This is a genomic window from Rhodococcus sp. MALMAid1271 (assembly GCF_049195265.1).
Lineage (GTDB): Bacteria > Actinomycetota > Actinomycetes > Mycobacteriales > Mycobacteriaceae > Rhodococcoides.
Window position 1 is genome coordinate 24,922 of the sequence record NZ_JBMIRQ010000105.1, and the last position, 25,782, is coordinate 50,703.

Below are 25,782 nucleotides of genomic sequence, written 5' to 3' on the forward strand. Positions count from 1 at the left end.
GTAATAACAGCGATCACGGCAATCTCTGCCGCATCACCAATGCCGAACCCAATCCCGACGAGATGAACAGCACCCCGAGAATCAGCCACGGACGAGAAGCGTCCCCGCGGGTGATCTCGAAACCGATCTGCTCCTCCAAGGTGTCGTACACCTGACGCAAGTCCTCGATCGACGAGGCAGTGAAGAAGCTACCGCCCGACAGCTCTGCGATCTCTCGCAAGGACGGGTCGTCGACCGGTACCGGAACTCGTTCGGGGCCGCCGTCGCCGTCGATTTCGACGGAGCCGTAGCTGGTTCCGAACGAGATCGTGGAGATCGGCACGCCCTTGTCCTTGGCGGCACGTGCAGCGGTGTAGCCGCCCCGGGGGTCGTCGAGATTCTGCGGCACCGTCTGCTTGCCGTCGGAGAGCAGCACGATACGAGCGGGTGGCGCCGCGTCACCGCCGCCGAGTATCGCCCCGAGGGTGTCGATCGACTGCAGTGAGGTGAAGATCGCCTCACCGGTCGCCGTTCGCTCACTGAGCTGCAATTTGTCGATCGCGGACTTGGTGGCTTCGCGATTGGCTGTCGGAGACACCAAGACGGACGCAGTGCCTGCGAACGCGACCAACCCGAGATTGATGCCGGGAGTCAGACCATCGGCGAAGGACTTCGCCGCATCTTGCGCAGCGGCCAGGCGGCTCGGCTCGACATCGGTGGCCTCCATCGACAGTGACACGTCGATCACGAGCATGACGGTCGCGCGGTTGCGTGGGACGCGCTCGTCCGCGGTCGGACCTGCCAGCGCGACGGTGAGGAACATCAGACCGACCAACACCAGCGCGGTGGGTAGATGTCGCAACCGGTTCTGCCGCACAGGCGCGACGGACTCGAGCAGTTCCATATTGGAAAAACGCAGAACGTGCTTCTGCTTGCGTCGTTGGACCCAGATGTAGCCTGCGGTCAGCGCGATGACGACGAGGAGAAACCCGAGCCACCACGGCGACGCGAAATCGGTCAGGCTCATCGCGAACCCGCCCGAGCGGTATTGGTGAAACCGGCACCGATGGTGTGCCTGCGTGCGGTGACGAACCTGACGACATCGGCGATCCAGTCACCGTCGGTACGCAGCGTCAGTCGAGGTGCACCGCACCGCCGGAGCGCCTTCTCCACCTCGTCGCGGTGCGCTGCCGCTGCGCGCGCGAAATCTGCACGCAGCCGTGGGGTCGTGCTGAATTCGCGGGTACGGCCCGATTCCGGATCGTGCAACACCACATCACCGATGTCTGGCAACTCCAGGTCGCGCGGATCAAGTACCTCCACGGCCAACACGTCGTGTCGGGCCGAGATGGCGCGCAGCGACCGCTCCCAGTCGATGGGACCGAGGAAGTCACTGATCACCACGGCCATCCCACGCCGACGTTCGGGTCTACGCAGAGCCTCGACCGCCGCTCGCAGGTCGCCGCGCACACCGTCTGTTGCGGACGGCGTGGTGGCGATGGCTCTGAGCATCGACTGGGTATGTGTCCGGCCACCGCGAGCCGGGATGCGCGTCGTGGTCGCACCGGTGGCCACCACCGCTCCGATTCGATTTCCGCCGCCGCCGGTCAGATGAGTGATCGCCGCCGAGGCCGCGACCGCAAGGTCTCGCTTCTCGCACCCTGCCGTACCGAAATCCAGGCTGGCCGACAAATCCACCACGAGCCACGTCTCGAGCTCGCGGTCGGCGATGGACTGACGCACGTGCGGGTGGGTGGTGCGCGCGGTCACCGACCAATCCATCTGCCGAACGTCGTCACCGGGTTGATATTCCCGGGCGTCACCGGGTTCGGAACCGGGGCCGGGAATCAGCCCGAAGTGATCGCCGTGCAGAACGCCGTCCAGCCGACGGCGCACCGTCAGCTCCAACGTTCGCAATGCCGCTGCCAGTTTCGGGTCTTGCAACTCACCGGATCGGAACGAGGGCGGCCGTGAACCGACGGCACGGGCCTCGGCCACTGGAGCGGTGTCGGATCCGCTCACTGACCCTGCGTACCGATCGAGGATCCGTCACCGGACGGCTTCTGCATCGCCGGTGCCGGTTGCCCGAACTGACCACCCTGTGGGTGCTGCTGGGCCCCGGGGACCTGCCCCTGTCCAGGGAACTGACCCGGAGCAGGGAACTGGCCGGGGGCGGGCAAGGGCCCTTGGGCCGGGTACTGCCCCTGAGGTCCGCCTTGGCGTCCGTCGAAGTGCGGAGCGTCCGAACCGGCCCCGTTACCGTGCTGGACGGGCACTGCCTGTGGAGACACCTGAGGCAGGCCGACGGTCTGCAGCACACGAGAGATGACCGTCTCGGGCGTCACCTCGTCCGCGAGAGCGTCGTAGGACAGCACCAGGCGATGCCGGAGTACGTCGGGAATGACTTCGAGCACGTCTTGTGGAACCACGTAATCGCGGCCGCGTAGCAGCGCGAGTGCTCTCGATGCCGCGATGATGCCCAGCGTCGCACGGGGAGAGGCACCGTAGGCGATCCAGTTGGCCACGTCGTCCAGACCGAACTGTTCGGGGGTACGGGTGGCGGAGATGACCCGAACGACGTAGTCGACGAGCGCATGGTGGACGAACACCGAGCCGGCCAGATTCTGCAGCCGAATCAGTTCGCTCGGGTCGAGGATCTGCTTCGGCTCCGGTGCCTTGATGCCCATCCGATAGACGATCTCGCGTTCTTCTTCGACCGTCGGGTAGTCGACGACGATCTTGAACAGGAATCTGTCGCGCTGAGCTTCCGGAAGGGGATAGACCCCCTCGTTCTCGATGGGGTTCTGAGTCGCCATCACCAGGAACGGGTCTGGCATCGGGAACGTCTTGCCGCCGATCGTCACGTGTCGCTCGGCCATGACCTCGAGCAATGCCGACTGGACCTTCGCAGGTGCGCGGTTGATCTCGTCGGCCAGGACGAAGTTCGCCACGACAGGTCCGAGTTCGGTGTCGAACTCCTCCCGGCCCTGACGGTAGATGCGAGTGCCGACGAGATCGGTCGGCACCAGGTCGGGGGTGAACTGGACTCGCGAGAACGAACCGCCCACGACCCGCGCGAACGTCTCGACGGCCAAGGTCTTGGCGACGCCGGGAACACCCTCGAGGAGGACGTGCCCGCGGGCGAGGAGTCCCACCAGGATTCGCTCTACCAGGCGGTCCTGACCGACGATCACCCGCTTGACCTCGTACACGGCCTTCTCGAGGAGCTGAACGTCCTCGGCCAAGCCTGGGCTGTCCACCCGCTTCGGCTCCCCACCCTGTGGATTCGGTGTCGAGGGCTCGGCTCGCGTCGAGTCCTCGTCGTTCGAAATCCGGCCGTCACGTGATGTCACCAAGAATTCACCGCTTTCAGTCGATCATCGTCGGGCGCGTTTCGACACCGCCGCGATCAACTATTCCAGGTCATCGTCGAGCGCGCCGAAAGGCACCCCCAAGCGGAGCCGGCGCAACGACCCCAGGCACGTGTGGCGCGAAGAGATGCCGCAGATGTGGCTCGCTCAGGAGACCATTCGCACTGCATAGGGGGTCATGCCGCTGTAACGCACATCGGACACCTTGACCACCGAGCCCGATTGCGGAGCCTCGAGCATCTTGCCGTTTCCGAGGTAGAGCGCGACGTGCTGGCTGGCGTTGGGACCGTAGAAGATCATGTCGCCGCGTTTCATCTCCGAGGACGGAACTTGCTTACCGGCCGTGTACTGGTAGCCGGTGTAGTGCGGCAACGAGATGCCGAGTCCGGCGAAGGCGTAGATCATCAGGCCCGAGCAATCGAAGCCGACCTTGTTGTAGTCGCCGTAGCTGTCGGCGACTCCGCCGTCCCTGATGCCTTTCGTCGGGCCGTTCTCGTCGCCGCCACCCCAGGAATAGGGAACTCCGAGTTGGCTCATACCGCGGTCGATGGCCAGCTCGACTGCAGCACTTCCCGTCACAGAGGGGGTCGTGGGCTTTTTCGGCTTGGTAGGTGTCGGCGTGGTCGCAGTAGTGCCGCTCGAATTGTTCGTCGACGAACTCGAATCCTCGTCGACGTCGACATGTGATCGCTGGCCCTCGGCGATGGCTGCCGCGCGCTGCTGAGCCGCGAGATTTGCCGACACCCGGGCAGCTGCCTGCGCCGCGGCTTCACGTGCGGCGGCTGCAGCAGCCGCCGCGGCAGCGTCCTCGGCGGCTTTCTGCGCTTCCCAGGCACCGTACGCGGCCCGCTGATCTTGCAGCCCAGCCACATTGGATCGCGCGAGATCGAGCTCCGACTGCGCTGCGTCACGCTGCGATTCGATGGCCGCTTTACGGTCGGCCTCGGTCTGCAGTGCCGCCTGCGCCTCGGCGATGGCCTGCTCGGCCTCGGCCTTCTTGGTCTCGGCTTCCGATGCTGCTGCGTCGGCCTGTTGCTTGGATTCACGTGCGGCCGACTCGCGGTTGGCCTGCTCGGTACGTGCCCGCTGCAAACCGTCGAGCACGGCGTTCTGACTGCTCGAGAGCACCCTGAGCACCTGGGCGCGGTCGAGAATGTCCTCGGGTCCACTGGAACCGAGGAACGAGGCCATCGACGCGACGCCGGACCCCTGGGTGTAACTGGACTTCGCGAATTCGTCGAACTTGCGTTGCGCTGCCTGGATCTGGGTTCCGGCATCTGCCAGCGCCTGCTGGGCTGCGCTCACCACCGCCGCTGCGACATCGGCTGCGTCGCGTGCATTCTGCAGATCGACCAGTGCTTTGTTGACGCCCTCGCGCTTCGAGGCGACTTCGTCGTCGAGTTGCGCGAGTTGCTGATTGGCGGACGCGATCGCGTCGATCAACTGGCCCACCTGACCCAGTCGCGAGTCGACGGCGCTGCCTGCAGCGGCGAGGTCGCTGTCCGAGGGATTGGGCGGTGGCGGTGGTACTGCGGCGGCAACGCCCGGCAGGGTGGCCATCAATGCGAGCACGAGGCCTGCGCCCACCAGCACGAATCGGGTACGGATCACCGCTCTGCGGTGAGTGCCGCGGATGTGACGTCGGATCACGAATGTCTCCCTCGGGTCCGGCATTCACTCGGGTTCGCGTCGAACCGTCGTGCCGTCGAGGTGCTCCCCGTCCTCCACCCCGATCGCAGTGGGCGGTGAGCGTTTCGTCGGGCAGGAAAGAAACACGCAGCGATACGACAGGTGTGTACCACGTCAGTCACACCCGAAGCAGTGGCCTCCCGAGTTCCCCACGGATGACAACCGCCTTCTGCGACACTCCTTCCCCAGCAGTGCCAATGGCACCGTACGACACTTTGCACCCTAAAGAAACTCCAGTCACAAATGACACATTTGTGATTCGACCAGGCACGACGCCGTGAACTCGGCGTTTACCGAAAACAATTTTTTCGACTTTTTCGCGTGGCCCTCGGGCCGGGATCGAGACCGACTCGGGCGAGGTGTGCGTCGGTCAGTCGAACGACACGACGGCGCGTGGGTTCAGCGCTTGTTCACATCTCGTTCAGCGCTCGGCGGAGTCTCGCTCCGCGGCTTCGGTCGAGGCTGCGGCAGAGCGATATCTGCGTGCCTTGACCACGGCCGTCAGGGTCGCCACGGCGGCAACGACAACCACGAGACCACCGGTGAGCAAGCCCCACGGGGTCTGGTCGTCGACGAGCGTGTCGACGAAGTTGTCGGCAGCGACGACATGATTGCCGGTGTAGGTGCGGTCCTGTCCGGCTTCGAGGGTGACCCGACTGATGGAGTCACTGAAGGTGCCCACCTGTCCCGGACTGAGCACCAGGACGGTCCCGCCTTCGCGCGCACCGACCGCAGTGGCGAGATCGCGCAGTTGCGAGTCGTGACGCGGGTCGTTCGGCACTATCACGATGGACAGGTCGATTCCGTGATCCTCGGCGCGTGCCACCGCGGCAGACAACCCTGCTTCCTCGTCGGCAGGCGCGCTCACGCGGGATTCGCGGACGGTGGCGACGATGCTGTCGACGTCCAGACCTGCCGGGATATCGGTGGCAAGTGGGGAAACAGCGTGAATCGGATCAGACATCTCTCGTCCAGTCGGTAGGAACAATCGAGTCGAACCCTACGTGACGGTCTCGGCCCGGCCGGGTAGGCCTGCGGCATCGACATCGAAACTGAGGACGCCCTTCATTGCGCGGCGCGGACCACTGCGTGAGGATCGTCATGCGGGTTCGTCTCTCGACACACCCGGAGACTCGGACCGCAGGTCTTCACAGGACAAGCGTACTGTTAGACTTCCAACGAGACATCGATCGAGCGTCCGCCCCGAACTCTCAGCCCGAGAATCGAGGCCGAGACCCTCGGACAATGCCTCGCTTCAACCGTCGACACAGCCCCGTCGGCGGTGTGCCGCATAGACGAGTGGAGCTGAAGTGACCGCAAGTAATGATTCATTCGGTGCAAAGGGCACCCTCGAAGTCGGCGAGAACTCGTACGAGATCTTCCGACTGTCGGCCTTGCCCGGTGCCGAGAAGCTGCCCTACGCACTGAAGGTCCTCGCGGAGAACCTCCTTCGCACCGAGGACGGTGCCAACATCACCGCCGACCACATTCGCTCGATCGCATCGTGGGACCCATCCGCCGATCCGAGCATCGAAATCCAGTTCACCCCCGCGCGCGTCATCATGCAGGACTTCACAGGTGTGCCGTGCATCGTCGACCTCGCGACGATGCGTGAAGCCGTCACCACCTTGGGCGGCGACCCCAACAAGGTCAACCCCCTCTCCCCCGCCGACATGGTCATCGACCACTCGGTCATCCTCGACGTCTTCGGCCGAGCGGATGCACTGGAGCGCAATGTCGACCTCGAGTACGAGCGCAACGGCGAGCGATACCAGTTCCTGCGTTGGGGCCAGGGCGCCTTCGACGACTTCAAGGTCGTCCCGCCCGGCATGGGAATCGTGCACCAGGTCAACATCGAATACCTGGCACCGACCGTGATGACCCGCAAGGGCCAGGCCTACCCGGACACCTGCGTCGGCACCGACTCGCACACGACGATGGTCAACGGCCTCGGCGTGCTCGGCTGGGGCGTCGGCGGCATCGAAGCCGAGGCCGCCATGCTCGGCCAGCCGGTCTCGATGCTCATCCCCCGCGTCGTCGGTTTCAAGCTCTCCGGTGAGATCCAGCCCGGCGTCACGGCCACCGACGTGGTGCTGACCGCCACCGAGATGCTGCGCAAGCACGGCGTCGTCGGCAAGTTCGTCGAATTCTACGGCGAGGGCGTGGCCGAGGTTCCGCTCGCGAACCGCGCCACCCTGGGCAACATGAGCCCCGAGTTCGGTTCCACCGCAGCGATCTTCCCGATCGACGAGGAGACCATCAACTACCTGCGCCTCACCGGCCGCAGCGACGAGCAGCTCGCTCTCGTCGAGGCGTACGCCAAGGAACAGGGCATGTGGCACGACCCGAAGAACGAGGCCGTGTACTCCGAGTACATCGAGCTCGACCTGAACACGGTCGTCCCGTCCATCGCAGGCCCGAAGCGCCCGCAGGACCGAATCCTGTTGTCCGATTCCAAGGTTGCGTTCCGCAAGGACATCCACAACTACGTCGAGGAGAACCACCCGGCGCACGAGGGTGAGACCAAGCTCGACGAGGCCCTCGACGAGTCGTTCCCGGCCAGTGATTCCGCATCGCTGAGCTTCGCCGAAGAGGACTCGGTCGACGTTCGCTCTGCCGCCTACGGTTCCGAAGGCCGCCCGAGCAAGCCGATCCGGGTCACCACCGACGAGGCCGGGGAATTCGTTCTCGATCACGGCGCCGTCGTGGTTGCAGGCATCACCTCCTGCACCAACACCTCGAACCCGTCGGTCATGCTCGGCGCGGCACTGCTCGCTCGCAACGCCGTGGAGAAGGGCCTGTCCACCAAGCCCTGGGTCAAGACCAACATGGCACCGGGTTCGCAGGTCGTCACCGACTACTACGAGAAGGCCGGCCTGTGGCCGTACCTCGAGAAGCTCGGCTACTACCTCGGCGGATACGGCTGCACCACGTGTATCGGCAACACCGGTCCACTGCTCGAGCCGATCTCGAAGGCGATCAACGACAACGACCTCTCGGTCACCGCAGTGCTGTCGGGCAACCGCAACTTCGAAGGCCGCATCTCCCCCGACGTGAAGATGAACTACCTGGCTTCGCCGCCGCTGGTCATCGCGTACGGCCTGGCGGGCACGATGGACTTCGACTTCGAGACCGACGCACTGGGCGAGGACCACGAGGGCAATCCCGTGTTCCTGAAGGACATCTGGCCGTCCGCACAGGAGATCGAGGAGACCATCCAGTCCTCGATCGACCGGGACATGTTCAGCAAGTCCTACGAGACCATCTTCGCAGGCGACAGCCGGTGGCAGAACCTGTCGACTCCCGAGGGCGATACGTTCGAGTGGGACCCCGAGTCCACGTACGTGCGTAAGCCTCCGTACTTCGACGGCATGACGATGGACCCGGCCCCGGTCGAGGACATCACCGGTGCCCGCGTGTTGGCACTGCTCGGCGACTCGGTCACCACCGACCACATCAGCCCGGCCGGTCCCATCAAGTCGGGTACGCCCGCGGCGCAGTACCTGGATTCGCACGGTGTCGAGCGCAAGGACTACAACTCGCTCGGCTCGCGGCGCGGTAACCACGAGGTCATGATTCGCGGAACCTTCGCGAACATTCGCCTCAGGAACCAGCTCCTCGACGACGTCTCGGGTGGCTACACCCGTGACTTCACGCAGGACGGTGGACCGCAGTCCTTCATCTACGACGCGTCGCAGAACTACCAGAAGGCCGGCATCCCGCTGGTCGTCCTGGGCGGCAAGGAGTACGGCAGCGGATCCTCCCGTGACTGGGCGGCCAAGGGCACCTCGCTCCTGGGCGTCAAGGCCGTCATCACCGAGTCGTTCGAGCGCATTCACCGCTCCAACCTCATCGGCATGGGCGTCGTTCCCCTGCAGTTCCCGGCCGGTGAGAGCGCGTCGTCGCTCAAGCTCGACGGCACCGAGACCTTCGACATCGTCGGCGTCGCGAAGCTGAACGAGGGCACGACGCCGAAGACCATGGCAGTCACCGCCACCAAGAGCGATGGCACCAAGGTCGAGTTCGACGCCGTCGTTCGTATCGACACCCCGGGTGAAGCCGATTACTACCGCAACGGCGGCATCCTGCAGTACGTGCTGCGCAACATGATCAGAGGCTGAGTACACGTCGTCTGACGTACGCCTCGCACAGCGATGGGCCCGGAACCGTGATCGTGTTTCCGGGCCCATCGCCGTATCGGTCGGGGCCTGTCCATCGAAAGTAGGAATCGACACGTGCCCAAGGTCAGCGAAGACCATCTGGCCGCTCGCCGGAGCGAAATTCTCGACGGCGCGCGCAAGTGCTTCGGCGAATTCGGCTACGAGGGTGCCACGGTACGGCGTCTCGAAGAGGCGACCGGCTTGTCGCGTGGAGCAATTTTTCATCACTTCAAAGACAAGGACGGCCTCTTTCTGGCGTTGGCGCAGGAAGACGCCCGGCGCATGGCCGAGGTTGCCGCAACTCAGGGTCTGGTCCAGGTGATGCGAGACATGCTCGATCGCCCCGAGCAATTCGAGTGGCTGGGAACGCGGCTCGAGATCACCCGTAGATTGCGCACCGACGCCGATTTTCGGACCAGCTGGGCCGAGCGGTCGGCAGAACTGACCGACGCCACACTCGGACGACTGGAGCGTCAGAAGACGGCCGGAAGGCTGCGTGACGACGTACCCAACGACGTCCTGGCCGATTATCTCGATCTCGTCCTCGACGGCTTGGTAGCCCGCATCGCGTCCGGGCAAGGCGGAACGAACCTGGCGGCAATCCTCGATCTGGTCGAGGAGTCGGTCCGCCGACGAGACTGAGTAGGACCGATGCCGGGCTCAGGCCAGCTGAATCAGTTCCAGGTAGTCCTGCGACCAGTGGTCCTCGGTACCGTCGGGAAGCAGAATCACCCGCTCGGGTGAGAGCGCCTCGGCGGCACCGGGATCGTGGGTGACGAGAACGACGGCACCCTTGTAACTGCGCAGCGCGTCGAGCACCTGTTCGCGTGAGATCGGATCGAGGTTGTTGGTCGGCTCGTCGAGCAGCAACACGTTCGCGGCCGAGGAGACCAACCCGGCCAATGCCAGACGCGTCTTCTCACCGCCGGACAAGGTTCCGGCCGGCTGCTCGAGCTGGGGGCCGGTGAACATGAACGCGCCGAGCAGCGAGCGCAGTTCCTGCTCCCCGGTATCGGGTGCCGCGTGTCGGATGTTCTCCCATACCGAAGCGTGGTCGTCGAGCGTGTCGTGCTCCTGCGCGAAGTACCCGACGCGCATTCCGTGGCCGGGTTCGATCTCTCCGGTGTCGGCTTTTTCGGTACCGGCCAGAATCCGCAGCAGGGTCGTCTTGCCCGCACCGTTGAGTCCGAGCACCACCACTCGACTGCCACGGTCGATCGCCAGATCGACTCCGGCGAAGATCTCGAGCGACCCGTACATCTTGGTCAGGTTCTTCGCCATCAACGGCGTCTTGCCACACGGTGCGGGCTCGGGGAAACGAATGTGCGCGACCTTGTCCGACACGCGCTCGGCATCGAGATTGGCGAGCAGCTTGTCTGCCCGCTTCGCCATGTTCTGTGCGGCAACGGCCTTCGTCGCCTTGGCCCCCATTTTCGCGGCCTGGACGCGCAGGGCACCGGCCTTCTTCTCCGCGTTCGCGCGTTCGCGTCGGCGCCGCTGCTCGTCCGTGGCGCGCGCGTCGAGATACTTCTTCCAGTTCATGTTGTAGATGTCGGCCTCGCCGCGCACAGCGTCGAGGAACCACACCCGGTTGACGACATCGCCCAGCAGTTCCACATCGTGACTGATGACGATCAGCCCGCCCTCGTGGTTCTGCAGAAAGCCGCGCAGCCAGGTGATCGAATCCGCGTCGAGGTGGTTGGTCGGCTCGTCGAGCAGCAACGTGGTGTTCGAGCGTCCACCACTCCCGTCGGACGCGGCAAACAGAATTCGAGCCAATTCCACTCGGCGACGCTGACCGCCGGACAACGTCCTGAGCGCCTGTCCGAGAATTCGGTCGGGCAGACCCAGGCTGTTGCAGATTCGTGCCGCTTCGCTCTCGGCCTCGTATCCGCCGAGCGAGGCGAACCGCTCCTCCAGCTCACCGTATTTGCGCACGGCCTTGTCGAGCAATGCTTCGTCGGCCACCTCGGCCATCAGTGCCTGCTGCTTTTCCATCCGGTGCAGCAACGTATCGAGGCCGCGGGCAGAGAGCACACGGTCTTTGGCCAGCACGTCGAGATCGCCTTCTTTGGGGTCCTGCGGCAGATAACCGAGGTCCCCGGTGCGCACGACCTCACCGGCGTACGGCTCGCCCTCGCCGGCCAGAATTCGCAGCGTGGTCGTCTTACCTGCTCCGTTGCGGCCGACCAACCCGATGCGGTCTCCCGACTGCACGCGGAGCGCGGGCCCCTCGGTGGATAGAAGGGTCCGCACACCGGCACGAACTTCCAGGTCGGTGGCGGTGATCACGCGTGAGCTCCTAGCGATTGCCGTACAGATCCTCGCCCGTCGACCGACGAGCGAACACAGCCGTACCGTCAGGGCGGCACAGCAAACCTCCATTTTAGCTCAGCATCGACATGCCCTACCCCAGGATCCACGGTGACACCGGTAACGTCTGATCGATGACCGACGCTCCCGAAACAGGCACCACATCCAGCACCACCCTCGATCTCACCGGACGCACCGCGCTCGTCACCGGAGCCAGCCGCGGCATCGGCAGAGCCATCGCCGCCGAGCTTCTCGCCCGCGGCGCGAACGTGGCGATCACCGCACGCAAACGCGAACCTCTGACGGCGGCGGCAGCCGAACTGGGCGACGCCGTTCTCGCGCTCGACGGCAACGCGGGCGACCCGGAGCACCGACGCAGCGCGGTGGCGAAGACCATCGAGACATTCGGTTCGCTGGACATCCTCGTCAACAACACCGGGATCAATCCGGTCTACGGATCGCTGATGGACGCAGACCTCGAGGGTGTGCGCAAAATTTTCGACACCAACGTCGTGGCCACTCTCGGGTTCGTCCAGCAAGCGTTTCACGCCTGGATGGGCGAGCACGGCGGCGCAGTCGTCAATATCGCGAGTGTGGCGGGAATCCGCTCTACCGGCGTGATTGCTGCGTACGGAGCATCCAAGGCCGCCCTGATCCGCCTCACCGAGGAACTTGCCTGGCAGCTGGGCCCGAAGATCCGCGTCAATGCCGTCGCACCGGGGGTTGTGAAGACCAAGTTCGCGGAGGCCCTGGTCGCAGGCGGAGAGGACGCAGCATCGGCCGGCTACCCGATGAAGCGCCTCGGGAACCCCGAGGACGTGGCTCAGCTGGTCGCCTTCCTCGCCTCGGACTCTTCCTCGTGGATCACCGGTGAGACCGTGCGTGTGGACGGTGGGTTGCTCGCCACCGGCGGAATGTGAGCAAGCTTTCGGCCGACGTCGCGGTGGTCGGGCTCGGCCCGGCAGGCAGGGCCCTCGCGCATCGTTGCGCCGCCGCGGGCCTGGATGTGGTCGCCCTCGACCCGCACCCGATGCGGACCTGGACGCCGACGTACGCGGCCTGGGCCGACGAGCTGCCGTCGTGGCTACCGGAATCGACGATCGCATCGCGGGCCGCCGAGCCTGCGGTATGGACCGACCGCCGCCGGATCATCGATCGCATGTACTGCGTGTTGGACACCCGTGCGTTGCAGACAGCCCTGACCATCGACCAGGTGCGAGTACTGGCAGGGACGGCCATCGACGTCACAGGATCTCGCGTGACGACGGCCGATGGGACGACCCTCGATGCCGGCCACGTCGTCGACGCCCGCGGAACGCTCGATTCCCGCGACCTCGCGCAGCAGACGGCATACGGCCTCGTCTTCGAGCGACGACGCGGCGAACCGATCCTCGAAGGCTCGGACGCCTGGTTCATGGACTGGCGCAACGACAACGGCGCGCACCCCGACGAAGCACCCAGCTTTCTGTACGCCGTTGCGCTCGACGAGGATCGGATCCTGCTCGAAGAGACCTGTCTGGTGGGGCGGCCCGCTCTCGATCTCGCGGTTCTCCGGACCCGATTGCTCCATCGGCTGACCCACCGCAACCTGCAACCGACCGGCAACGAGGACGTCGAGCGAGTGCGTTTCTCGGTCGAACCGCCACCACGGTCACGGCTGCGAGCCGGCCGAGGCGGTCCGGTTCTGTTCGGTTCTCGATCGAATCTGATGCACCCGGCGACGGGATACAGCGTGGCAGCATCGCTCGCCTCAGCGGATCAGCTGGTCGAGCGGTTCCGCGGCGGTGCCCGGTCGCGGCGAAGGTACCCGGTGCGCCTGTGGACGGTTCAGAAGCTCCGTAATCTCGGGCTCCGCACCGCATTGAATCTCCAACCGGAGATGGTGCCGCAGTTCTTCTCCAGCTTCTTCTCGCTTCCGGTCGAACTGCAGCGCTCGTATCTCTCCGGACACGACGACGCTGTCGGCACTATGACCGCGATGCTGAAGATGTTTCCCACACTGTCGCCCTCTGCCAGGATTGCTATCGCGCGCACGGTAGCGCGACCACTGCACAGCCGTTGACTTTTCGTCCCAACGGTCGACACACGGACGCCCCGTCGGCGATCATGGACACATGCGCAGCATTTGGAAGGGCTCGATCGCCTTCGGACTGGTCAACGTCCCGGTCAAGGTCTACTCCGCCACCGAGCAACACGACATCCGGTTCCATCAGGTGCATGCCAAGGACGGCGGCCGCATCAAATACGACCGCATCTGCCAAGAATGCGGCAAGTCCGTCCAGTTCGCCGATATCGACAAGGCCTACGACTCCCCCGACGGCGAACGCGTGATTCTCACCGACGACGACTTCGACAAACTTCCGGCCGCGGAGAAGCACGAGATTCCGGTTCTCGAGTTCGTGCCGACCGAGCAGATCGATCCGATTCTGTACGACAAGAGCTATTTCCTCGAGCCGGACTCCTCGTCCCCGAAGGCATACGTGCTGCTGCGGGAGACGCTGGAGGAAACCGAACGCACCGCGCTGGTGCATTTCACGCTGCGGCAGAAGACCCGGCTCGCCGCGCTGCGAGTACGCGATGACGTGTTGGTGATCCAGACTCTGCTGTGGCCCGACGAGGTCAGGGCCGCAGAGTTCCCTTCGCTCGAGGATGCGGCATCGGCGCGGCCGCAGGAAGTGAAGATGGCGACATCGCTGGTGGAGAGCATGTCCTCGGAATTCGACCCAACCGAATACACCGACGACTACCAGATCGAGCTGCGCAAACTCATCGACGAGACGCTCGCCAACGGCGGCGAAAAAGTCATCCACACCGAGACGGACAAAGACGACGACAGCGAGGATGCCGAGGTCGTCGACCTGGTGGCTGCGCTTCAGCGCAGCGTCGAGGCCGCCGGTAAGAACGCGAAACCGGGATCCTCGCAGGCATCGAAGTCGGCTTCGGCCGAGAAGGCACCCGCCAAGAAAGCAGCGGCGAAGAAGACTCCGGCCAAGAAGGCCGCAGCGAAGAATACGACTCGTAGCAAGACCGAGGACAAGAACGCCGACTCGAAAAACGCTGAAGCAAAGGGCGCGTGACCGAGCCGGCCAGTTCTCGAATCAGCCGGCCAGTTCTCGAATCAGACGGTGAAGCCGAGTGCCCGCAGCTGTTCGCGGCCGTCGTCGGTGATCTTGTCGGGACCCCACGGCGGCATCCAGACCCAGTTGATCTTCAGGTCCGCGGCCAGTCCGCTGCGCACCAGCGCTCCCCGCGCCTGGTCCTCGATGACATCGGTCAACGGGCACGCCGCCGAGGTGAGCGTCATATCGACGGTGACGATGTCCTCCGCGTCGATCTTGATGTCGTACACCAGACCCAGATCGACGACGTTGATCCCGAGCTCGGGATCGACGACATCGCGCATTGCTTCTTCGAGGTCTTCGAGCACCTTGATTTCCTCGGCGGTCAATTCCGCCGGGGTGGTTTCTGTTGCATCGGTCATGATTGCTGTCCTCCGGAAAGTGCCGACTCACCCGTTGGGGCTGCCGAACCTGCGTCCATTACTTGAACAACCGCGTCCTTGAAAGCCATCCATCCCAGCAACGCGCACTTCACGCGGGCCGGGTACTTGGCCACCCCGGCGAACGCGATCCCGTCACCGATGACGTCCTCGTCACCGTCGACGTTACCTCTGCCACCGACCATCTCGCTGAATGCGTCGACTGTGTTCAGCGCGTCCGGCACCGTCAGGCCGACGACCTGATCGGTGAGAACCGAGGTCGCTGCCTGGCTGATCGAGCAGCCTTGGCCGTCGTACGAAACATCTACGACGGTCCCGTTGTCGATGTGCACGCGAAGCGTGACCTCGTCGCCGCAGGTGGGGTTCACATGGTGAACCTGCGCGCCGAACGGCTCTCTGAGCCCACGGCCGTGCGGGTGTTTGTAGTGATCGAGGATCACTTCCTGATACATCTGTTCCATCCGCATCTACAGTTCTCCTCCCCCGCCTGCGTGCGCGGTGCCGAAGAACGACTGCGCACGTCTGATCGCCTGGCCGAGCACCTGCACCTCGTCGATCGTGTTGTACAGCGCGAAAGATGCACGTGCGGTCGCGGCCACGCCGAAACGGCGGTGCAGCGGCCACGCGCAGTGATGCCCCACGCGAATGGCGACACCTTCGTCGTCCAAAATCTGTCCGAGATCGTGGGCATGAATGCCATCGACCACGAACGAAACGGCCGAACCCCGGTCCATGTTCTCCGTCGGGCCGATGACGCGGACCCCGTCGATCTTCGCGAACTCGGCGAGAGTCGCCGCGACCAGAGCCTTCTCGTGCGCGGCGATGACGTCGATCCCGATGTTCTCCAGATACCTCACGGCGGTGCCGAGACCGACGACCTGCGAGGTCATCGGCACTCCTGCCTCGAAGCGTTGCGGAGGCGGTGCGAATGTCGACTTCTCCATGGTGACGGTCTCGATCATCGAGCCGCCGGTGATGAACGGGGGCATCGCGTCCAACAGAGCAGCCTTGCCGTAGAGCACACCGACTCCGGAGGGCCCGAGCATCTTGTGGCCGGAGAATGCGGCGTAGTCGACGTCCAGCGCGTGGAAGTCGACCTTCATGTGCGGCACCGACTGGCAGGCATCGAGCACCACCAGCGCGCCCACCGCTCTGGCCCGACGCACCAGTTCCTCGACCGGAGCCACGGCACCGGTCACGTTGGACTGATGGGTGAACGCCAGCACCTTGACCGCCGAAGACAGTTCGAGCGAATCGAGATCTATTCGACCGTCGTCGGTGACTCCGTACCACCGCAGGGTGGCACCTGTGCGAGCGGCGAGCTCCTGCCAGGGCACGAGATTGGCGTGATGCTCGAGTTCGGTGACGACGATCTCGTCACCTGGACCGAGGTGCCGGTCGAATCTCCGATCCGCCAGCACGTACGTGACGAGGTTCAGTGACTCGGTCGCGTTCTTGGTGAACACGATCTCGTCGACATCGGCCCCGACGAACGACGCGATGGCACCGCGCGCACCCTCGTAGGCGTCGGTCGCTTCTTCCGCCAATTGGTGCGCACCGCGGTGTACCGCAGCATTGCATGTGGTCGAGAACTCGCGCTCGGCGTCGAGTACCTGGACCGGGCGCTGCGAGGTAGCGCCGGAATCCAAGTACACCAAGGGCTTTCCGTCACGGACGGTGCGCGAAAGGATAGGGAAATCGCGGCGAACTGCGGCGACATCGAACGATGCCGCCACCGCCACAGCTGCCGGTGCAGCCATGGTCATACTCCGGTGGTCGCGGCCTGGGTGTATCCGGCGTACCCGTTGGCCTCGAGCTCGTCGGCCAGCTCTGCTCCGCCGGACTTCACGATCTCGCCATTGACGAAGACGTGCACGAAATCAGGCTTGATGTAGCGCAGAATTCGGGTGTAGTGCGTGATCAGCAGAACTCCGCCGTCCTCGCGCTCCTTGTACTGGTTGACGCCCTCGGACACCACGCGCAGCGCGTCGACGTCCAGGCCGGAGTCGGTCTCGTCGAGGATGGCGATCTTGGGCTTGAGCAGGCCGAGCTGCAGAATCTCGTGGCGCTTCTTCTCGCCGCCGGAGAAGCCTTCGTTGACGCTGCGATCGAGGAAGCTGGCGTCGATCTCGAGCTCGCTCATCGCCGTCTTGGCTTCCTTGACCCAGTGCCGCAGCTTGGGTGCCTCGCCGCGCACAGCGGTGGCGGCGGTGCGCAGGAAGTTCGACATCGACACGCCCGGCACCTCCACCGGGTACTGCATGGCCAGGAAGAGTCCGGCGCGAGCGCGCTCGTCGACGCTCATCTCGAGCACGTTCTCACCGTCGAGCGTGATGGTGCCCGAGGTGACGGTGTACTTCGGGTGGCCGGCGATGGCGTACGAGAGGGTGGATTTGCCGGAACCGTTGGGTCCCATGATCGCGTGCGTCTCACCGGATTTCACGGTCAGGTCGACACCCTTGAGGATGTTGATGGGCTCCGCGGTCGAGTCGGAGTTGGCGACGCTGACGTGCAGGTCGCGGATTTCGAGTGTGGACATCAAAGTTCCTTTGTGCAGTCGAGAAAGGTTCGGGTGGGACCTACGCGCCGACGATGGCGAGTTCGGTCTCGATGGCAGCGTCCAGACGCTCGCGGACGGCGGCGACCGGAATCTTGTCGATGATCTCGTGGAAGAAGCCGCGAACCACCAGTCGGCGGGCCACCTCCTCGGAGATACCGCGAGCACGCAGGTAGAACAGCTGCTCGTCGTCGAAGCGACCGGTGGCGCTGGCGTGGCCGGCACCGACGATCTCGCCCGTCTCGATCTCGAGGTTGGGTACCGAATCGGCGCGAGCGCCGTCGGTGAGTACCAGGTTCCGGTTGAGCTCGTAGGTCTCGGTTCCCTCGGCCTCGGCTCGAATGAGAACGTCGCCGATCCACACCGTGTGCGCATCGTGCTTCCCCGGGCCCACTTCGCCCTGCAGTGCACCCTTGTACATCACGTTGGACTTGCAGTGCGGGGCCGAGTGATCGACCAGCAGTCGCTGCTCGAGGTGCTGGCCCGCATCGGCGAAGTACAGGCCGAGCATGTTCGCGTCGCCGCCGGGTGCGCTGTAGCGCACAGTGGGGCTGATGCGCACCAGGTCTCCGCCGAGGCTGACGTTGTAGTGCCGCAACACGGCGTCGCGTCCGAGCATCGCATGGTGAGCCGCGACGTGTACGGCGTCGGACTGCCAGTCCTGAATCAGCACCACGTGCAGCTGCGAGCTGTCTCCCAGCACGAACTCGATGTTCTCGGCGTACGTGCCGCTACCGCGCTGATCGATCACGACGGTTGCGCGAGCGAACGTGCCGAGCTCGATCTGAACGTGCCCGTAGGCGATCCGATCGGGGCCGGGCCCGTCGATGGTGATCTCGATGGGATCGGCCACCTCGACCTCGTTGGGCACGGTGACGACAGTTGCGCCGGTGAATGCCGAGAACGCCTGCGCCGCAATGCGATCGGCTGGAACTCCAGCCCTGCCGAGGCGGTCGTCGTCTCGGCCGACCGTCTCGACGGTCACCGAATCCGGCGCGCCGACGGTGACCTGCGCAGCGCCGTCGGCCACCGCGGAACCGTCGTGCAAGCCGCGCAGTCGACGCAGCGGCGTGAAACGCCAGAGCTCATCACGGCCGGACGGAATCTCGAACGCATCGACGTCGTAGGACGTGAACTGAGCGCCCTTGTTCGCGACGAGCTTCGACTTGTCTTCCTTGGCCGACTCTGGATTTTCGGATGCCACGGCACCCATGACTCCGGTGAGGGGGTTGTTCACTTATCCGACCGACCCTTCCATTTGCAGCTCGATGAGCCGGTTGAGCTCGAGCGCGTATTCCATCGGCAATTCGCGAGCGATCGGCTCGACGAAGCCGCGCACGACCATCGCCATCGCCTCGTCCTCGGTCATGCCGCGACTCATCAGGTAGAACAACTGGTCGTCGCTGACCTTCGAGACGGTGGCCTCGTGGCCCATGGACACGTCGTCCTCGCGGATGTCGACATACGGGTAGGTGTCGGACCGACTGATCGTGTCGACGAGCAACGCGTCGCACTTGACCGTCGAGCGTGAACCGTGTGCACCCTTGTTGATCTGGATCAGGCCGCGGTACGACGTCCGTCCACCGCCACGAGCGACGGACTTGCTCACGATGTTCGAGGACGTGTTCGGTGCCAGGTGCAGCATCTTCGAGCCGGTGTCCTGGTGCTGGTCCGGGCCTGCGAACGCCACCGAGAGAACCTCACCCTTGGCGTACTCGCCGGTCATCCACACAGCCGGGTACTTCATGGTGACCTTGGAGCCGATGTTGCCGTCGACCCATTCCATCGTTGCGCCTGCCTCGGCCTTGGCCCGCTTGGTGACCAGGTTGTAGACGTTGTTGGACCAGTTCTGAATGGTGGTGTACCGGCAGCGGCCACCCTTTTTCACGATGATCTCGACCACGGCGGAGTGCAACGAATCCGACTTGTAGATCGGGGCCGTGCAGCCCTCGACGTAGTGCACGTACGCACCTTCGTCGACGATGATCAGCGTGCGCTCGAACTGACCCATGTTCTCGGTGTTGATCCGGAAGTAGGCCTGCAGCGGGATGTCGACGTGGACGCCCGGCGGGATGTAGATGAACGATCCACCGGACCACACCGCGGTGTTCAGGGCGGAGAACTTGTTGTCACCTGCGGGAATGACCGTTCCGAAGTACTCGCGGAACAGCTCGGGCTGCTCCTTGAGCGCGGTGTCGGTATCGAGGAACAACACGCCCTGCGCCTCGAGGTCCTCACGGATCGAGTGGTAGACGACCTCGGACTCGTACTGCGCGGCAACACCGGACACCAGACGCTGCTTCTCGGCCTCGGGGATACCCAGCTTGTCGTAGGTGTTCTTGATGTCCTCCGGCAGGTCTTCCCAGTTGGCAGCCTGCTTCTCGCTGGAACGAACGAAGTACTTGATGTTGTCGAAGTCGATGCCGTCGAGATCGGAGCCCCAGTTCGGCATCGGCTTGCGGTCGAACGTCTTGAGCGCCTTGAGGCGCGCCTCGAGCATCCACTCGGGCTCACTCTTCTTCTCCGAGATGTCTCGGACGACGGCCTCGGAAAGACCGCGCTTGGCGCTTTCACCGGCTACGTCCGAGTCGGCCCAGCCGTATCCGTAGGACCCGAGCGAGGCGATGGTCTCGTCCTGGGTCAGCGGCGCGGCGGGTGTCACCTGGTCTGGTGTGACGGTCATGCGGGCTCCTTCCGGAGGCGTGGACGTTCTCCGACACGGGGCTGTGTGTCGGAAGTCTTCTTGTCGGGACTATCGATATCGGAGTGATCGGTTCGGTCCTCGGCGAACCGCGTCACCGTCAGCGGCACATGCGTGGTGCACGCACAGTTTCCGTTGGCAATCGTGGCCAGCCGTTGCACGTGGGTGCCGAGGATCTCCGCGAACGCGGTCTGTTCGGCCTCGCACAGCTCCGGAAACTCCGAGGCGACGTGCGATACCGGGCAGTGGTGTTGGCAAATCTGCACACCGCTGCCCACCTGGCGGGTGGTAGCGGAGAACCCGGCCGCGCTGAAGGCGTCGGCGATGCGCTCTGCTGCGTGTTCGACGGCATCCGCATCGGACCCGGTCGCGGGTTCGACATCGGCCACGATGGTGTTCACCCGTTGGCGAGCAAACGTCTCGATGGCTGCATCTCCACCGATCTTGCGCAGTTGCCGCATCGCAGCACCGGCGAGATCGTCGTACGTGTGGCCGAGCCGGTTGCGACCGGCCGCCGTGAGCTGGAAGTACTTGGCCGGTCGACCCCGGCCGCGCTGGCGTGCGCCGGCAGGAGTGGTGATACGAGCTTCGCCCGCGTCGATGAGTGCGTCGAGGTGGCGGCGCACGCCTGCCGCACTCAACCCCAGCCGACTGCCGATGTCGGAGGCCGTGATGGGACCCTCTTCGAGCAACAGCGTGACCACTGCGGCTCTGGTCTGACCTTCGGGCAGCGGCACCTGCCGAACCGACGGCGTGCGTGCGCCGGCGGCCGAGGAATCGACACTTCCCGGACGCGCGAACGAGCTCTCGGTTGTTTTCACAACACCAGTGTGACGGAATTGAGGTGGATGGTCCACCAAGGGTGCCCTATGCCGGTCACGCTGCGCACGCCGGCCCGGTCAGGAGGACGGTGTACGGCACCCGCAGCGACACGACTACGCTCCCACTGTGCCATCGACCGACAGTGAGCAGAGTTCCGAGAGCTCACCTCTCACGGGCAGCGCAGGTTCAGCTGCCGCCTCCGACGGCTCGAGAAGAACACCTGCGCACCTGTTAGGTCGATACCTGGTAGCCCCGGCACGCCGCGTCATCGGCCTCGACGCAACCGCACCGGGTGGCGGAGTCGCCACTCTGCACGGCGACGAGCGCGAAGCGCCTGGGCTCGATTCCGCCGAGACGGTTCAGCTCCGCAACATCCGCCGATTCGGCGCTGCGGGCACGGTGTTGATGGCGATCGGAGCCCTCGGTGCGGGCGCGCAGCCGGTACTGCAGAACCCGATCGCAGGCGTTCGATTCCTCAGCCTGCCCTCACGCATGGCCACCTCTGCCCTCACCGTGACGATGACCGGCACCGTGCTCGTCGTGCTGGCGTGGCTGCTGCTCGGCAGATTCGCCCTCGGGCGCACTCGATCCGGAAACGTGCCGCGGCGCCTGACGCGTTCGCAGATGGACCGCACGTTGATGCTGTGGATTCTGCCTCTGTGTGTGGCACCACCGATGTTCTCGCGCGACGTGTACTCGTACCTCGCACAGAGCGAGATCACGGCCCGCGGACTCGACCCCTACGAAGTGGGACCTCAGACCGCGCTCGGCGCCGACAACGTACTGACCCGCACCGTTCCCAACATCTGGCGTGAGACACCCGCCCCCTACGGCCCGCTGTTTCTGTGGGTTGGTCGCGGCATCACCTATCTGACCGGCGAGAACATCGTCGCAGGCATCTTTCTGCATCGCCTCCTCGCCCTCGTGGGCGTCGCCCTGATCGTCTGGGCGCTGCCGCGTCTGGCCCGACGATGCGGCGTCGCCTCGGTCACAGCCCTGTGGCTCGGTGCTGCGAACCCACTGGTGCTGTTCCACCTCGTGGCCGGAATCCACAACGAGGCGCTGATGATCGGGCTGATGCTCGCCGGCACCGAACTCGCGCTGCGAGCCATCGAACACACCGGCACGATGCGCAAGGCCGACATCGCATTCCTCGTCGGTGGAGCCGGCCTGATCGCCCTGTCCTCGACCGTCAAGATCCCGTCGCTCATCGCGCTCGGCTTTGTGGGGATGGCGCTGTCGAGGCGATGGGGCGGCACCCTCAAGTCCGTCGTCTGTGCCGCATTGCTGCTCGGCTCTATCGCAGTCATCGTCCAAGTGGCCGTGAGCTTGGGCAGTGGGCTCGGTTTCGGCTGGATTCACACCCTCGGGACGGCCGGGGTGGTACGCAGCTGGATGTCGATCCCGACCATCCTCGGCCTCGGCACCGGTTTCGTCGGAGTTCTGCTCGGCCTGGGTGATCACACCACCGCTGTGCTCAGTCTCACCCGACCGATCGCCGCCGTCGTCGCAGGCGTCATCGTCGTCCGGATGCTGATAGCCGTTCTGCGAGGTCGATTGCATCCGGTCGGCGCGCTCGGCGTTGCGCTCGGTGCCGTCGTCCTGCTCTTTCCCGTGGTCCAGCCGTGGTACCTGCTGTGGGCGGTCATTCCGCTCGCGGCCTGGGCCACCACGCCGTCTTTTCGTCGGCCCGCCATCGCGTTCTCCTCCCTGGTCAGCGTCATCCTGATGCCGAACGGCAGCGAGTACCTACCGTTCCAGATAGTGCAGGCCGCAGTGATGACGATCGTGGCCATCGCCGTGTTGTACCTGCTGACGCGGAAGCGAATGCCGTGGCCCACCCGCACCGGACCACCGGCACGTGACCGCAGTGCCGAGGAATACGCTGAGTCCTCGTGATCCACGAGACGTCGAATGCGACAAACTCCGTCGTACAGCTGACCGACGTACGCAAGTCGTACGACGGCACCACTGCCGTCGACGGCCTGAGCCTGAGCATCGGCCCCGGCGAGGTCCTCGCGCTACTCGGTCCGAACGGTGCCGGGAAGACGACCACGGTCGAGATGTGCGAAGGATTCGTCGTGCCCGACAGCGGGTCGGTGCGAATACTCGGCCTGGACCCCATCGAACAATCGGCGCAACTGCGACCGCGGATCGGGGTCATGCTCCAGGGCGGCGGTGCCTACCCAGGTTCCAAGGCCGGCGAAATGCTGCAGCTCGTGGCGTCGTACTCGGCCGACCCACTCGATCCGGCATGGTTGCTCGAGTGCCTCGGCCTGACGTCGGTCGTCCGCACCCCGTACCGGCGCCTCTCCGGCGGCCAACAACAGCGACTCGCGCTGGCATGCGCCATCGTCGGGCGGCCCGAGCTGGTGTTTCTCGACGAGCCGACCGCCGGGCTCGACGCTCAAGCTCGACTGTTGGTGTGGGAGTTGATCGACGCACTCCGGCGGGACGGGGTGGGCGTTCTGCTCACCACGCATCTGATGGACGAGGCCGAGCAGTTGGCAGACCGGCTGACGATCATCGACAACGGCCGCGTGGTGGCCTCGGGTTCGCCGTCGGAACTGACCAAACAGGGCGCCGAAGGGCAATTGCGTTTCACCGCTCCCCCCGGCCTCGAACTGTCCATGCTCGACGCGGCGCTCCCACCCGGCTATGTACCGTCGGAAACGACGCCGGGTTCGTACGTGGTGTCAGGTGTTATCGAGCCGCAGATCCTGGTGATCGTCACATCCTGGTGCGCGCAGCAGGATGTGTTGGCCACCGAGCTGCAGGTCGATCAGCGCCGACTCGAGGACGTGTTTCTCGAGCTGACCGGTAGAGAGTTGAGGAAATGACGGTGCGCAAAGACGCCCGACTCGCCGACAATCGATTCGAGACAGGTCTGTTCGCGCCGCGACCGCAACCGTCCTCGGCCTCGCGCATGTTGTTGGCGCAGACCCGCCTCGAACTGAAGTTGCTGCTGCGCAACGGTGAGCAGCTGCTGCTGACGATGTTCATTCCGATCACGTTGCTCGTCGGGCTGACCCTGCTGCCGTTCGGTGCACTCGGCGAGGACCGAGTTGCGCAGGTCGTCCCTGCGGTGATGATGGTGGCCATCATGTCGACGGCGTTCACCGGCCAGGCCATCGCGGTCGGATTCGACCGGCGCTACGGCGCATTGAAGCGGCTCGGTGCCACCCCGCTACCGCGATGGGGCATCATCGGCGGCAAATCGGCTGCCGTGGTGATCGTGGTGATCCTGCAGTCTGCTCTGCTCGGGTCGATCGGCGTCGCACTCGGTTGGCGTCCGACCTCGACCGGTCTGTTGCTCGGTGCCGTGATCATCGCACTGGGGACCGTCACGTTCGCCTCGATGGGTCTGCTGCTCGGCGGCACGCTGCGCGCAGAGATCGTCCTGGCATTGGCGAACATCGCCTGGTTCGTGATGCTCGGAATCGGCAGCGCGGTGTTCGTCGACGATCAAATTCCCCAGGGGCTGCAGAACGTCGCACGCATCGTTCCGTCGGGGGCGCTCGGTGAAGCCCTGAGCCGAGGCGTTGCCTCGTCCTTCGATGTGTTCGGAGTGGTCGTCCTGCTGGTGTGGGCAGCAGTGTGCAGCACGCTTGCAGTCCGCACGTTCAAGTTCACCTGAACAAGGTCGGACAACCCAACGACGCTGTGTAGTTGACCGGCGTTTACCATCGTGGGGTGCTGTACAGAGCGTTCTTGCGCGTCGTCGATCTCCTCCCTTTGCCGTCCCTTCGAGTGCAGCGAGTGCTCGCGTTCATCGCGATCCTGACGCAGGGCGGCATCGCCGTCACCGGTGCTGTCGTGCGAGTGACCGGTTCCGGTCTCGGCTGCCCCACGTGGCCGCAGTGTTTTCCCGGGAGCTTCACGCCCGTCGGGGTGTCCGAGGTACCGGTGCTGCATCAGGCGGTGGAGTTCGGTAATCGGCTCCTCGCATTTGTCGTCGTCATTTCCGCTGCCGCAGTGGTTCTCGGAGTCGTTCGTGCGCGTCGCCGCCAGGAGGTCCTGCTCTTCGCATGGCTGATGCCCCTCGGCACCGTCGTCCAGGCGGTGATCGGCGGCTTCACCGTGTTGACCGGACTGCTGTGGTGGACGGTAGCGGTACACCTCGTCGTCTCGATGGGCATGGTCTGGCTTGCCACTCTGCTGTATGCCAAGATCGGCGAAAGCGATACCGCACCGGAGTCGACGCCGACCGTCCCGGCTGCGCTTCGTGCGCTCACCGGACTATCGGCACTAGCACTGACCGGTGTGCTGGTCGCGGGCACGATGGTGACCGGAGCCGGTCCGCACGCAGGCGACAAGAGTATCGAAGAACCCGTACCCCGCCTCGGCATCGAAATCGTGACGCTCGTGCACGCACATTCGCAATTTCTGATCGGCTACCTGGCGCTGCTGATCGGACTGGGTTTCGCGCTGTACGCGGTTGGTGCGCCGCAGGTGGTCAAGCGTCGCCTCCACGTTCTGATCGCACTGGTGCTCGCGCAGTCTCTGATCGGGTTGGTGCAGTACTTCACCGGAGTGCCAGCCGTATTGGTGGCCTTTCACGTAGCCGGAGCCGGTGCATGCACTGCCGCGACCGCAGCCGTGTGGGCTGCCTGCCGTACCCGAGGACCGGCAGCGGCGGCACCGACCCAGAACACCGAAGGCGTAGCAGTCGGATCCTGAGACCCTGGCAT

General features: G+C 64.8%; 22 protein-coding genes. 9 read left to right on the top strand and 13 right to left on the bottom strand.

Annotated elements, in window-relative coordinates:
* Nucleotides 1–13 precede the first annotated feature (13 nt).
* The 5 genes from ACOQFP_RS16800 to ACOQFP_RS16820 form a co-directional block, all read right to left on the bottom strand.
* A complete protein-coding gene (locus tag ACOQFP_RS16800; RefSeq protein WP_206488552.1) occupies nt 14–1,006 on the bottom strand; it encodes a VWA domain-containing protein in 993 nt (330 codons plus the stop codon).
* Nucleotides 1,003–2,001 (bottom strand): DUF58 domain-containing protein, encoded by a 999-nt coding sequence (locus ACOQFP_RS16805; RefSeq protein ID WP_421584956.1) that lies wholly within the window; start codon nt 1,999–2,001, stop codon nt 1,003–1,005. The genes ACOQFP_RS16800 and ACOQFP_RS16805 overlap by 4 nt, the downstream gene beginning before the upstream one ends.
* Nucleotides 1,998–3,239 (bottom strand): AAA family ATPase, encoded by a 1,242-nt coding sequence (locus ACOQFP_RS16810; RefSeq protein WP_421584969.1) that lies wholly within the window; start codon nt 3,237–3,239, stop codon nt 1,998–2,000. Before ACOQFP_RS16810 ends, ACOQFP_RS16805 begins: the two co-directional genes overlap by 4 nt.
* A 258-nt stretch (nt 3,240–3,497) precedes the next feature.
* Nucleotides 3,498–5,000, bottom strand: a complete 1,503-nt coding sequence (locus ACOQFP_RS16815) for an NlpC/P60 family protein (protein WP_421584957.1) — start codon at nt 4,998–5,000, stop codon at nt 3,498–3,500.
* 460 nt (nt 5,001–5,460) lie between these two features.
* Nucleotides 5,461–6,003, bottom strand: a complete 543-nt coding sequence (locus tag ACOQFP_RS16820) for a DUF6676 family protein (RefSeq protein ID WP_206488550.1) — start codon at nt 6,001–6,003, stop codon at nt 5,461–5,463.
* A gap of 346 nt (nt 6,004–6,349) precedes the next feature.
* Here ACOQFP_RS16820 and ACOQFP_RS16825 point away from each other — a divergent pair, with 346 nt between their 5' ends.
* Together ACOQFP_RS16825 and ACOQFP_RS16830 are read left to right on the top strand one after the other, a co-directional pair.
* Complete coding sequence (locus ACOQFP_RS16825; protein WP_206488549.1) at nt 6,350–9,160, top strand: aconitate hydratase; 2,811 nt, start codon at nt 6,350–6,352, stop codon at nt 9,158–9,160.
* Between the two features lie 114 nt (nt 9,161–9,274).
* Complete coding sequence (locus ACOQFP_RS16830; RefSeq protein ID WP_206488548.1) at nt 9,275–9,841, top strand: TetR/AcrR family transcriptional regulator; 567 nt, start codon at nt 9,275–9,277, stop codon at nt 9,839–9,841.
* A gap of 18 nt (nt 9,842–9,859) precedes the next feature.
* On the opposite strand, the gene ACOQFP_RS16835 is transcribed toward ACOQFP_RS16830, so the two are convergent.
* Nucleotides 9,860–11,491 (bottom strand): ABC-F family ATP-binding cassette domain-containing protein, encoded by a 1,632-nt coding sequence (locus tag ACOQFP_RS16835; protein WP_206488547.1) that lies wholly within the window; start codon nt 11,489–11,491, stop codon nt 9,860–9,862.
* A 155-nt stretch (nt 11,492–11,646) separates the two neighbouring features.
* Between ACOQFP_RS16835 and ACOQFP_RS16840 the strand changes: the two genes are divergently transcribed.
* The 3 genes from ACOQFP_RS16840 to ACOQFP_RS16850 are packed head-to-tail and all read left to right on the top strand — an operon-like array spanning nt 11,647 to nt 14,589.
* Nucleotides 11,647–12,432 carry an SDR family oxidoreductase gene (locus tag ACOQFP_RS16840; protein ID WP_341243374.1) on the top strand — a complete coding sequence of 262 codons (786 nt, stop codon included), beginning with the start codon at nt 11,647–11,649 and terminating at the stop codon, nt 12,430–12,432.
* Nucleotides 12,429–13,574, top strand: a complete 1,146-nt coding sequence (locus tag ACOQFP_RS16845; RefSeq protein ID WP_206488545.1) for a lycopene cyclase family protein — start codon at nt 12,429–12,431, stop codon at nt 13,572–13,574. The genes ACOQFP_RS16840 and ACOQFP_RS16845 overlap by 4 nt, the downstream gene beginning before the upstream one ends.
* Nucleotides 13,575–13,626: 52 nt before the next feature.
* Nucleotides 13,627–14,589: a Ku protein gene (locus ACOQFP_RS16850; protein WP_206488544.1), complete on the top strand. Its 963-nt coding sequence runs from the start codon at nt 13,627–13,629 to the stop codon at nt 14,587–14,589.
* A gap of 41 nt (nt 14,590–14,630) precedes the next feature.
* Here the strand turns inward: ACOQFP_RS16850 and ACOQFP_RS16855 are convergent, their stop codons facing one another.
* Genes ACOQFP_RS16855 through ACOQFP_RS16885 form a run of 7 tightly spaced genes read right to left on the bottom strand, consistent with a single transcriptional unit; the run spans nt 14,631 to nt 21,006 of the window.
* Complete coding sequence (locus ACOQFP_RS16855; protein WP_206488543.1) at nt 14,631–14,993, bottom strand: metal-sulfur cluster assembly factor; 363 nt, start codon at nt 14,991–14,993, stop codon at nt 14,631–14,633.
* Complete coding sequence (gene sufU / locus ACOQFP_RS16860) at nt 14,990–15,478, bottom strand: Fe-S cluster assembly sulfur transfer protein SufU (protein ID WP_421584958.1); 489 nt, start codon at nt 15,476–15,478, stop codon at nt 14,990–14,992. Before sufU ends, ACOQFP_RS16855 begins: the two co-directional genes overlap by 4 nt.
* Nucleotides 15,479–16,771 (bottom strand): cysteine desulfurase, encoded by a 1,293-nt coding sequence (locus ACOQFP_RS16865; protein ID WP_421584959.1) that lies wholly within the window; start codon nt 16,769–16,771, stop codon nt 15,479–15,481.
* Nucleotides 16,772–16,773: 2 nt separating this feature from the next.
* Nucleotides 16,774–17,550, bottom strand: coding sequence for a Fe-S cluster assembly ATPase SufC (gene sufC, locus ACOQFP_RS16870; RefSeq protein ID WP_206488540.1), 777 nt, complete (start codon nt 17,548–17,550; stop codon nt 16,774–16,776).
* 40 nt (nt 17,551–17,590) lie between these two features.
* Entirely contained in the window at nt 17,591–18,781 is a 1,191-nt protein-coding gene (gene sufD, locus ACOQFP_RS16875; protein ID WP_341243379.1) for a Fe-S cluster assembly protein SufD, read from the bottom strand.
* Nucleotides 18,782–18,805: 24 nt separating this feature from the next.
* Complete coding sequence (gene sufB, locus ACOQFP_RS16880; protein WP_206488539.1) at nt 18,806–20,251, bottom strand: Fe-S cluster assembly protein SufB; 1,446 nt, start codon at nt 20,249–20,251, stop codon at nt 18,806–18,808.
* Nucleotides 20,248–21,006 (bottom strand): helix-turn-helix transcriptional regulator, encoded by a 759-nt coding sequence (locus tag ACOQFP_RS16885; RefSeq protein ID WP_421584970.1) that lies wholly within the window; start codon nt 21,004–21,006, stop codon nt 20,248–20,250. The genes sufB and ACOQFP_RS16885 overlap by 4 nt, the downstream gene beginning before the upstream one ends.
* Nucleotides 21,007–21,334: 328 nt before the next feature.
* Here ACOQFP_RS16885 and mptB point away from each other — a divergent pair, with 328 nt between their 5' ends.
* Genes mptB through ACOQFP_RS16905 form a run of 4 tightly spaced genes read left to right on the top strand, consistent with a single transcriptional unit; the run spans nt 21,335 to nt 25,771 of the window.
* The gene (mptB, locus tag ACOQFP_RS16890; protein WP_341243378.1) at nt 21,335–22,990 is read left to right on the top strand and encodes a polyprenol phosphomannose-dependent alpha 1,6 mannosyltransferase MptB; all 1,656 of its coding nucleotides are present in this window, start codon (nt 21,335–21,337) and stop codon (nt 22,988–22,990) included.
* Complete coding sequence (locus tag ACOQFP_RS16895; protein ID WP_421584960.1) at nt 22,987–23,931, top strand: ABC transporter ATP-binding protein; 945 nt, start codon at nt 22,987–22,989, stop codon at nt 23,929–23,931. Before mptB ends, ACOQFP_RS16895 begins: the two co-directional genes overlap by 4 nt.
* On the top strand, nt 23,928–24,728 hold the full coding sequence (locus ACOQFP_RS16900; RefSeq protein WP_206488537.1) for an ABC transporter permease: 801 nt from the start codon (nt 23,928–23,930) through the stop codon (nt 24,726–24,728). The genes ACOQFP_RS16895 and ACOQFP_RS16900 overlap by 4 nt, the downstream gene beginning before the upstream one ends.
* Nucleotides 24,729–24,784: 56 nt before the next feature.
* A complete protein-coding gene (locus tag ACOQFP_RS16905) occupies nt 24,785–25,771 on the top strand; it encodes a COX15/CtaA family protein (protein WP_421584961.1) in 987 nt (328 codons plus the stop codon).
* Nucleotides 25,772–25,782: the final 11 nt, after the last annotated feature.

Coding starts and splice junctions, on each gene's coding strand:
- sufB (WP_206488539.1), bottom strand. CDS start 20,251: ATGACCGTCACACCAGACCAGGTGACACCCGCCGCGCCGCTGACCCAG.
- sufU (WP_421584958.1), bottom strand. CDS start 15,478: ATGCGGATGGAACAGATGTATCAGGAAGTGATCCTCGATCACTACAAA.
- ACOQFP_RS16865 (WP_421584959.1), bottom strand. CDS start 16,771: ATGGCTGCACCGGCAGCTGTGGCGGTGGCGGCATCGTTCGATGTCGCC.
- sufD (WP_341243379.1), bottom strand. CDS start 18,781: ATGGGTGCCGTGGCATCCGAAAATCCAGAGTCGGCCAAGGAAGACAAG.
- ACOQFP_RS16820 (WP_206488550.1), bottom strand. CDS start 6,003: ATGTCTGATCCGATTCACGCTGTTTCCCCACTTGCCACCGATATCCCG.
- ACOQFP_RS16850 (WP_206488544.1), top strand. CDS start 13,627: ATGCGCAGCATTTGGAAGGGCTCGATCGCCTTCGGACTGGTCAACGTC.
- ACOQFP_RS16800 (WP_206488552.1), bottom strand. CDS start 1,006: ATGAGCCTGACCGATTTCGCGTCGCCGTGGTGGCTCGGGTTTCTCCTC.
- ACOQFP_RS16900 (WP_206488537.1), top strand. CDS start 23,928: ATGACGGTGCGCAAAGACGCCCGACTCGCCGACAATCGATTCGAGACA.
- ACOQFP_RS16855 (WP_206488543.1), bottom strand. CDS start 14,993: ATGACCGATGCAACAGAAACCACCCCGGCGGAATTGACCGCCGAGGAA.
- sufC (WP_206488540.1), bottom strand. CDS start 17,550: ATGTCCACACTCGAAATCCGCGACCTGCACGTCAGCGTCGCCAACTCC.
- ACOQFP_RS16840 (WP_341243374.1), top strand. CDS start 11,647: ATGACCGACGCTCCCGAAACAGGCACCACATCCAGCACCACCCTCGAT.